11 protein-coding genes are annotated in these 8,312 nt (G+C 39.7%); 7 read left to right on the top strand and 4 right to left on the bottom strand.

Features of this window, described 5'->3' with window-relative positions; all coding sequences use genetic code 11:
- Window positions 1-120 precede the first annotated feature (120 nt).
- Window positions 121-354 carry a hypothetical protein gene (locus P2W73_RS25000; RefSeq protein ID WP_276504839.1) on the top strand — a complete coding sequence of 78 codons (234 nt, stop codon included), beginning with the start codon at window positions 121-123 and terminating at the stop codon, window positions 352-354.
- Between the two features lie 68 nt (window positions 355-422).
- Here P2W73_RS25000 and meaB read toward each other — a convergent pair whose 3' ends face one another.
- Window positions 423-1,343 carry a methylmalonyl Co-A mutase-associated GTPase MeaB gene (gene meaB / locus P2W73_RS24995; RefSeq protein ID WP_276504838.1) on the bottom strand — a complete coding sequence of 307 codons (921 nt, stop codon included), beginning with the start codon at window positions 1,341-1,343 and terminating at the stop codon, window positions 423-425.
- A 21-nt stretch (window positions 1,344-1,364) separates the two neighbouring features.
- On the opposite strand from meaB, the gene P2W73_RS24990 reads away from it, so the two are divergent.
- Window positions 1,365-2,402, top strand: coding sequence for a glycosyltransferase family 2 protein (locus P2W73_RS24990; RefSeq protein ID WP_276504837.1), 1,038 nt, complete (start codon window positions 1,365-1,367; stop codon window positions 2,400-2,402).
- Between the two features lie 5 nt (window positions 2,403-2,407).
- Here P2W73_RS24990 and P2W73_RS24985 read toward each other — a convergent pair whose 3' ends face one another.
- Complete coding sequence (locus P2W73_RS24985; RefSeq protein WP_276504836.1) at window positions 2,408-3,235, bottom strand: hypothetical protein; 828 nt, start codon at window positions 3,233-3,235, stop codon at window positions 2,408-2,410.
- A 118-nt stretch (window positions 3,236-3,353) separates the two neighbouring features.
- Here P2W73_RS24985 and P2W73_RS24980 point away from each other — a divergent pair, with 118 nt between their 5' ends.
- Both P2W73_RS24980 and P2W73_RS24975 read left to right on the top strand, forming a co-directional pair.
- Window positions 3,354-4,079 (top strand): FkbM family methyltransferase, encoded by a 726-nt coding sequence (locus P2W73_RS24980; protein WP_276504835.1) that lies wholly within the window; start codon window positions 3,354-3,356, stop codon window positions 4,077-4,079.
- 73 nt (window positions 4,080-4,152) lie between these two features.
- The gene (locus P2W73_RS24975) at window positions 4,153-4,794 is read left to right on the top strand and encodes an LON peptidase substrate-binding domain-containing protein (RefSeq protein WP_276504834.1); all 642 of its coding nucleotides are present in this window, start codon (window positions 4,153-4,155) and stop codon (window positions 4,792-4,794) included.
- A gap of 4 nt (window positions 4,795-4,798) precedes the next feature.
- On the opposite strand, the gene P2W73_RS24970 is transcribed toward P2W73_RS24975, so the two are convergent.
- Both P2W73_RS24970 and P2W73_RS24965 read right to left on the bottom strand, forming a co-directional pair.
- Window positions 4,799-5,230 carry a type II toxin-antitoxin system VapC family toxin gene (locus P2W73_RS24970; protein ID WP_276504833.1) on the bottom strand — a complete coding sequence of 144 codons (432 nt, stop codon included), beginning with the start codon at window positions 5,228-5,230 and terminating at the stop codon, window positions 4,799-4,801.
- Complete coding sequence (locus P2W73_RS24965) at window positions 5,220-5,462, bottom strand: DUF6364 family protein (RefSeq protein WP_276504832.1); 243 nt, start codon at window positions 5,460-5,462, stop codon at window positions 5,220-5,222. The genes P2W73_RS24970 and P2W73_RS24965 overlap by 11 nt, the downstream gene beginning before the upstream one ends.
- A 106-nt stretch (window positions 5,463-5,568) precedes the next feature.
- On the opposite strand from P2W73_RS24965, the gene P2W73_RS24960 reads away from it, so the two are divergent.
- From P2W73_RS24960 to lptC, 3 genes are read left to right on the top strand one after another with little or no spacing between them, the layout of a single operon-like run.
- On the top strand, window positions 5,569-6,297 hold the full coding sequence (locus P2W73_RS24960; protein WP_276504831.1) for a type III pantothenate kinase: 729 nt from the start codon (window positions 5,569-5,571) through the stop codon (window positions 6,295-6,297).
- Between the two features lie 10 nt (window positions 6,298-6,307).
- A complete protein-coding gene (gene bamG, locus P2W73_RS24955; RefSeq protein ID WP_276504830.1) occupies window positions 6,308-7,690 on the top strand; it encodes a BamG family beta-barrel-assembly machinery protein in 1,383 nt (460 codons plus the stop codon).
- Window positions 7,683-8,258 (top strand): LPS export ABC transporter periplasmic protein LptC, encoded by a 576-nt coding sequence (gene lptC / locus P2W73_RS24950; RefSeq protein ID WP_276504829.1) that lies wholly within the window; start codon window positions 7,683-7,685, stop codon window positions 8,256-8,258. The genes bamG and lptC overlap by 8 nt, the downstream gene beginning before the upstream one ends.
- Window positions 8,259-8,312 lie beyond the last annotated feature (54 nt).

Below are 8,312 nucleotides of genomic sequence, written 5' to 3'. Positions count from 1 at the left end.
TCAAAACAAAAAAAGAGATGAAAGGATCATTCAGTTGAACACAAAATCAAAAAAAACCAGTCAGACGCATCCAAAAAAATAACCGGGAAAAGTAATTTTTTAAAAATCGGGTTAATAGAGATGCCCTTAAATATTAAATCGGGTGGTACCATAGAACGGGTAAATAGCAATGGTACTGTTACCGCGTCTGGTACCTGGCAATTGGCTGGCGATAATTTCTCCGCCACCTATAATTACCAGAATGGTACTGTGGTAGAAGTAGCGGCCCTTGTTGACAAAGGCAGTAAAAAATTATCAGGAAGCTGGGAGAACAATGGCGGAGAAGAGGGTTCTTTTTATGCGAATAAACAATAAATCATAGTATCAGGGTGGATTCTCATAACAGTTAGTTCAGAAGCGGCAGTAATGCCGCTTTCGTTTTTTTATTTATCCGCAATAAAACGGTATAGATTAAAATTGCCTTTTGGAAAAAGAACTTCGATTTCTTTTTTCAGCATTGACTTATCAATTCCCTTCATTCGTTTTTGTTCGATAAGGAAGAAGGCTTTTTCTGCAAGCAGCCAGAATTTTCGATCCGTAAGGTGTGATTTTTTTAATTGATGAAAAATGATATCTAATAATTCATCAACGCCTTTTTTTTGCGAGGCTATTGTTTTTATAACCGGCACTTCATGATAGTGTGTTCGAAAAGCCGGCGCCAACATTTGCCGTAAATTTTTTACAAACAGATCTGCATCGGGCCGGTCAGCTTTATTAACGACAAAAACATCAGCAATTTCCATGAGACCCGCCTTCATCGTTTGCACTTCATCACCAGCTTCAGGAACGACAACAACAACGGTGGAGTCAGCAAGCCCCGCGATTTCTATTTCGCTTTGACCAACTCCTACTGTTTCAACAATGATATGATCAAACGGAAAAGCTTTCATCAGGTCGGTAAGCTCAATGATCTTCGGGTGCAGACCACCCATTGAGCCGCGTGTTGCCAGTGAACGGATAAATATGTTGGGATGAGTGTACCACTCACTCATCCTGATTCTGTCACCCAGTACGGCTCCCAAATTGAAAGGTGAAGAGGGGTCAACGCATAGAACCCCGACAGCTTTTCCTTTTTCGACAAGCAAAGCAATCAATGCATCTACCAAAGTGCTCTTTCCGGCGCCGGGCGGGCCAGTAATACCAATGATTTTGGTAGGAGAAGGCGGCAATGATTGAAGCAATTCTTCATAACCCGGGTATTCGTTTTCGATTAATGAAATACAGCGGGCCAGTGTTTTATGATTGCCATTCTTGATTTCGGTAAGGTATTCTTGCCACATGATGATGCTGACTACTTCGTTCAAAGTTAAGCAGCAACAGGCTTAATGATTAATTTAAAATGGCTGATTGCAGGTAGTATATTTGCGGCCATGTCGGCAATAACGGGTATATCAGTTGTAATTCCAAACTATAATGGCTTGTCTCTTTTGCCACAGGTGCTACCTACCGTATTAGCGGCGTTGAATCAAAGCGGTATTGCGTCGGAAATCATTTTGGCCGACGATTGTTCGACAGACGAGTCGGTTGAGTTAGTGAGGAATAATTTTCCTGCTGTCAAAATATTAAGTAATGAGATCAATAGCGGTTTTTCTGTCACCGCTAACAAAGGCATTTACTCCGCAAAATATGATTGGGTTCTGTTATTGAATAGTGATGTCAAACTGGAGCCTGATTATTTCAGGCATCTTTTTAAGTATACCACCCGTTCTGATGTATTTGGTGTTATGGGGCGAATCATCGGATGGGATAATGAAAAAATCCAGGATGGTGCAAAGTATCCTTTCTTTCACGGCGTTAAGATCAAAACATCAGGCAACTATTTACTGAAGGATGAAGCCGCCATGACCAACGGACTCTACTCAATGTATTTATCAGGCGCCAATGCTTTCCTTAATAGAAGAATCTTTTTAGACATTGGAGGATTCAACGAACTGTTTTCTCCTTTTTATGTAGAGGATTTTGAATTATCACTCCGGGCCTGGAGGCTTGGATTTAAATGTTACTTTGACTACAATGCTGTTTGCAGGCATAGGACATCGGCTACTATAAATAGCTCAAATAAAAAGAAGTGGATTAAAATAATTTATAACCGTAACAAAATGTACCTGCATGCTATCCATTTAAAAAAAGGGAAAAGAGTATTGTGGTTTGTACAATTGTTTTTAGAAGCCCTGGTACATCTTGTTACTTTCAAATGGACTTATATAAAATCTATGGCGCTTTTTTTTAAAAATTATAACAGTGTCCAGGCTTGCAGAAAAGAATTAGATCAAAAAGCTTTTAACAAAAAACTCTTGTCAGTAGACGAAGTTGTAAGTAGCATGTTGCAATCAATAGCAGGAAGAGAAATAATACGATTCTGAAAAGATTATTCGTTTGTTATCGTTCTTTTAAGTGGATTGGGCGCCGATAATCTTTTATAACCCAATTTGATCTTTTGCCAAAATTTTACCAGGAAGAAAATAACCGATGAGTTGTATACTTTGTTTTTAAAACCGGAGTTACTCAAATAAAATTTGGTGCAGGTAGTTTCCATATAACGGCTCCTTATCTTTTTACCATATAAATTGACAAACTCCCCTACGTGTTTTTTAAGATCTTTCAGGTTGCCGAGGCTTAAATGTTTTACCATAAATGGGATGACATATGATGTGTAACCCAGGAAGTCAGCAATGATGCAGATATCTGTGCCATAGAGATGAAAAGTTTTTATGTCAGCAGAAACTGTCAGCGACGCCTCTTTTTTTATGACCAGGAAGTTTTCATCCAGGGAACTTACCCTGGCCGGGAGTTTTGTTGTTTTTATTATTCTTCCTGCATTGTTGATATAATGAGCAAATTGATGATAGCCAATACCACCAGCATTACCGGCCACCGCCCATTTTTCATCCTGTGCGGATAATTGGTCCAGGCAATTTTCCAACTGACCTATTTTGTCAATACACCTTACATCCTGGTGAACAATGACCAGGTATTTTCCCTGTGCTTCTGCAATAAAACGCCTTATAGCCTCGTAGGCATCGAATTTATTGCCGCTGGAATTATCAGCAATCATGTATTCACACCGATCAGTGAAACCACAGTCTTCAAAACTTTGTTTCATGATATTGTATTCCTCTTTGCTCGTGACAAGAGTGCAGATGGAAAATAGAAAGGAAGCTGAAGCCGGCTTTTCAGTAAGACTTTTATAAGTCATTTGTCAATTGGTTGAAATTATGTATAAAGAAATGAATCTTTATTGAATATGATACCAACTTTATACCTTTACCCGCCTTTAAAAAAGGCGCATCAGCCCTGGAAATAAATATCTACGGATGAAATTGTTTAAAAGAAAAAGGTTCACGCCTTATACAACTACTTTCAGAGGGAACACCCTACATGTTCATGACCATGCTTCGTTTCGGTTGGGAAGAAAAGAGCTGTTCAGAGAGGAAGTGTATAAATTTATCTCACCCAAGACGACTCCTTTTATTATCGACTGCGGTTCCAATATCGGCATGAGTATTTTATATTTTAAATCACTTTTCCCCGGTGCAAAAATTATTGGATTTGAAGCGGATCCTTATATTTTTTCATTTCTTGAAAAGAATATCCGGTCCTACAACCTGGGAGATGTGACGGTTCTCAACCGGGCTGTATGGGATGCGGATGACGAGACCTTGTCTTTCCTGGCTGAAGGCGGAGCAGGAGGAAGATTACAGGAAAGATCGGGGCAATTCAACTACATAGATGTAAAGACAACCCGGCTTAAAAACTACCTGGTTGAAGAAATAGATTTTTTAAAGATTGATATAGAAGGAGCCGAGCATAAGGTAATTGCCGACTGTGCTGATGAGTTGAGATTTGTAAAAAATTTGTTCATAGAATATCACAGCATGGAGAATAGGGACCAAAATCTTCATCTGATCCTGGAAATTATATATAAGGCGGGATTTCGATATCATATCAAAGAAGCTTATACTACTCCATTTCCCTTTATAGAAAGAAGATTGAATGTTGGCATGGATTTACAGTTGAATATTTTTTGTTATCGCCCATGAAACTGTTAAAAAATAAGTAGCACTCTAATCAGTGTTATTACGGAACTTCATAGTTTCATTTTATAGTTAAGAAATGACCAATTTCATTCCCATATTTCCTTTAGGCATCGTGGTATACCCGGGGGAAGATTTGAACCTGCATATTTTTGAGCCGAGATATAAACAACTGATCAGGGAATGTCATGAACAAAAAAAGCCGTTTGGCATTCCTTCAGTAATTGATAACAAAGTGCAGGAAAACGGTACATTGGTTCAAATTACCGAGATGACCAAGGTCTACGAAAGTGGTGAAATGGATATCAAAACGCAGGGAATGCAGGTATTTCGTATTCTGGAATTGATAAAAGAAATTCCTGATAAACTATATAGCGGAGCCATCGTAAACTATCCGGCTACACATGAGCATGGCAAACCCGAACTGATGCGTAAAGTGATGGCCAGTATCCGTGACCTGCATGGGCTGTTAAAAGTGAAAAAAGATTTTAAAAAGCCAGACGATCAGATCCGCTGTTTTGATATTGCTCATCACGTCGGCTTATCTATCGAACAGGAGTATGAGATGCTTTGTTTATTGGATGAGCGTCAGCGCCAGGAATATTTAAAACGCTACCTGGCTAAGGTAATTCCAACGGTAGCCGGTATGGAAAAACTCAAAGAAAAAATAAAACTCAACGGACATTTTAAGGATTTGCCGGGATTTAATCTTGATAAATAAGTCTTCATTGTTCTGCCAGTATTTTGAAGAATTCTCCTGCGGTTACGACTGGCAGCGCCTGACTGCTCAATTTCTTATAGGCAGCCTTATCATGGGTTATAAAATAATCAAGTTGATTTTCAAGGGCAATCTGGTAAAGCACCGCATCTTCGAGATCATTTGTTGGCAACTGACAAGCCGCCTGAATTGTTTTGTTAGAACAAGGAGCCAATGTCACTATTTCAAGGAGTTCTTTTATTGTTTTTCGTAATTCTTTTGGAGTATATCCTTTTTGTACCAGGTACACCGTTGTGTCGACGACCGACTGGGAAAAATAACCTGTTATCGTTTCATCTTCGATCAGCTCCATTAAATGTTTTGCAGGTTCATGATGTTGCCTGCTTCCGTCAAAAAAGTCTATAAGAATATTAACATCCAGGAAAACCTTATAGTTCATATTTATTTTTTAAATATTCGCTTTTCGCTTTTTCAACAGATTTTATTTTTATACGCAATGTACCCGCGTTTCTCTTTACAAAATTTTTTTCCTTTTTCTCTTCTTCCTTTTTAGTCAATTTATCCAGGTATTCTTCCACCAGCTTGCTGACCGAAACTCCTTTTTTAGCCGCATATTTTTTGCTTTTTGCGGCTACCTTTTCATTAATGGTAAGATTTAATTTTACTGTCATCGTAAACGATTTTTATAAATATACGTATAAATTTAAATCAGGCGTATAGGCGGGTTATCTGTTTATGCCATTAAAAATCATATTTTTATTCAAACTTTTTATTTTCGTGTCTGTCACTCTCTGTTTTGATTTCGGAAATACCCGGCGCAAATGCGCTGTTTTCAAAAACGCTGGGCTGGAAAAAATAATCGTACTGAAAGACGATTCGGATCAAACAATTCAAGCCCTGATTAATGATTTCAATCCCCGCAAGTCGATCCTGTCGTCGGTGATCGATCATAATCCTGTTATGGAAGAGTTGCTGACAAAGCAGACAAAATTTCATCGACTTAGTCATTTAACCAAACTTGCTTTCACCACTCCTGTCGGTAAGCCTGAAACAATTGGAGCAGACAGGCTGGCCTTAACTGCAGCGGCCGTCCATTTTTATCCCCGCCGCAATAATCTTGTTATTGGCCTGGGCACCTGCATCACCTATAATTTTATCAATAAGTATCACGAATTGGTTGGTGGCAGTATCTCCCCGGGGATGGAAATGCGTTTAAAAGCAATGAATCATTTTACCGCCAAGCTTCCTTTGGTGGAGGCAGATAGTAACGTACCATTGATAGGATATGATACCAAAAGCAACATGCTAAGCGGGGCTGTGCTCGGAATGGCCTACGAAATCGACGGATTTATCGATGAATACGCTAAAAAATTCGACAACTTTAACGTGCTGTTAACCGGGGGAGATATAGTGCATTTGGCTTCGCACCTTAAAAACAAGATATTTGCAGACCCTGATTTAATATTTAAGGGTCTTTATGCCATCAGCGAAGTTAATAACCTCTAAGAAAATCAATGTGTTAAAAGTTTCCCGGATTAAGATAAACCTCGTACTAATTGCCTGCTTTTCGTTGAGTTCTGTTCACGTTTTTTCCCAGGATAACTCACCTTACAGCCGTTATGGACTAGGTGATATTGTTCCTTCAACTAATATAAACAGCCGCGGAATGGGCAGCATTTCGTCGGGCTACGCTGATGTTCTTTCTATCAATTTCAATAACCCAGCTTCTTATGGTTCGTTTCAAACGTTAAAGGAGCAAACCGCTAAAAAAATAGCAAAGGGCCGGGCAATTCTCGATATCGGGCTAAATTTTGAAAACCGAACCTTGCGGGAGCCAAATGTTACCGAGAAGTTCTCTGCAAGTAATGCCTTGTTTTCCCATGTGCAGGTTGGTCTGCCAATCAGGCCCAATTGGGGAATTAGCTTTGGCTTGCGACCCATAACAAGGATCAGTTATAATATCAACAAGATTGAGCGGCTAACAGATCCCGGTTCAGGCAGCTATATTGATACAGCGGTCACCGTCAACCAGGGCGATGGCGGTTCCTATCTTGCGTCAGCCGGAACAGGTTTTAAAATCAACTTTAGCAAGACACAAGCTCTCAGTTTGGGTATCAATGGAGGCTATCTTTTTGGAAAACAAGATTATAGTGTTCGCCGGTCAATCCTCAATGATTCGATACAATATACCAGTGGAAACTTTCAAACGAAGACAACCTACGGCAGCCTATATTTCAATGCAGGTCTTCAATATGAAACCAAGTTGAAGCCAGATCTGTACCTGACCTTTGGTTTAAATGGTAACTGGAAACAGGACCTTGACGCTTCAAGAGATATTATCCGCGAAACTTATTTTTTTGACGAGTCAACCGGCAATATCAGGATCGACAGTGTATTGGATCAAAAGAATTTAAAAGGGCCTATTGTTTACCCAAGCTCTTATACCGCTGGTTTTGTTTTGGAGAGATTTGTATCTGCCAAAAAAGCCGGTTGGTTAATCGGGATTGACTATGCAAATACTAAATGGACGGATTACCGGACTTATGGACAGGCAGATCCATCGGTACGGGATAAATGGGAGTTAAGAATAGGAACACAGTTAAGACCCATCCCCAAAGCAAATTATTTCAGCAACGTAGCTTATAGGGCCGGTGCTTTTTTTGGTCCTGAGTATATCCGTTTTAACGATAATAAAATACCTGTATTTGGAGCGTCATTTGGCATGGGATTGCCTTTGCGTAATTATAACCGGCAGAATGAACAGTATACCCTGATCAACCTGGCGTTTGAGTTTATCAAACGTGGGGGTAATGACAATGTGTTAAAAGAAAATCTCTTCAGGTTATCAGCCGGCTTTTCGTTAAGCGATCTTTGGTTTACAAAAAGAAAATATGACTAACGGAGTCTCCTCCATAATGAAATATTTTATTGCAGCAGCCCTATTATTGAGCTGCTGTTTTGTTAGTTGTGAAAATAGCCAGGAGGAAATTGATAAATGGACCAGGAATAAAGTGATGCAGGAAGAGGCTACCAACGTGGAAAGCTATATGAGCCAGGGAGGAGTGATGAAAGCCAGGCTGGTGGCTCCATTAATGTTGCGGGTGATGACGGATACGCAATATGTCGAGTTTCCCAAGAAGCTCCATGTTGATTTTTATGACGACAGTACAAAAATTGAAACAAAGCTCGATGCTAAGTATGGAAAATACTTTGAGACTCTTAACAAAGTTTATTTGCGGGACAGTGTGGTAGTGATAACAGTGAAGGGCGATACACTCCGTTGTCACGATTTGTGGTGGGACCAGAACAAAGAAATCTTCTATACAGATAGCGTGGCAACATACAAGTCACCTGGTAATGATCTAACGGGCGGTAAAGGAATGGAGGCAACGCAGGATCTGAAAACGGTTCGATTTAAATCGCCAATTGGTACGTGGCAAATAAATGATAGCGGCTTTGCTGAATAAATAACAAATAGAACCAGGCCCATCTCCTGCGTTTGGCGAAGAATTAAAATACCA

This window comes from Terrimonas pollutisoli, from assembly GCF_029360765.1.
In the GTDB taxonomy this organism is placed as follows: Bacteria; Bacteroidota; Bacteroidia; order Chitinophagales; family Chitinophagaceae; genus Terrimonas_B; species Terrimonas_B pollutisoli.
Note: the sequence above shows the minus strand (reverse complement) of the source record. Positions and strands in the feature narration are given on the sequence as shown.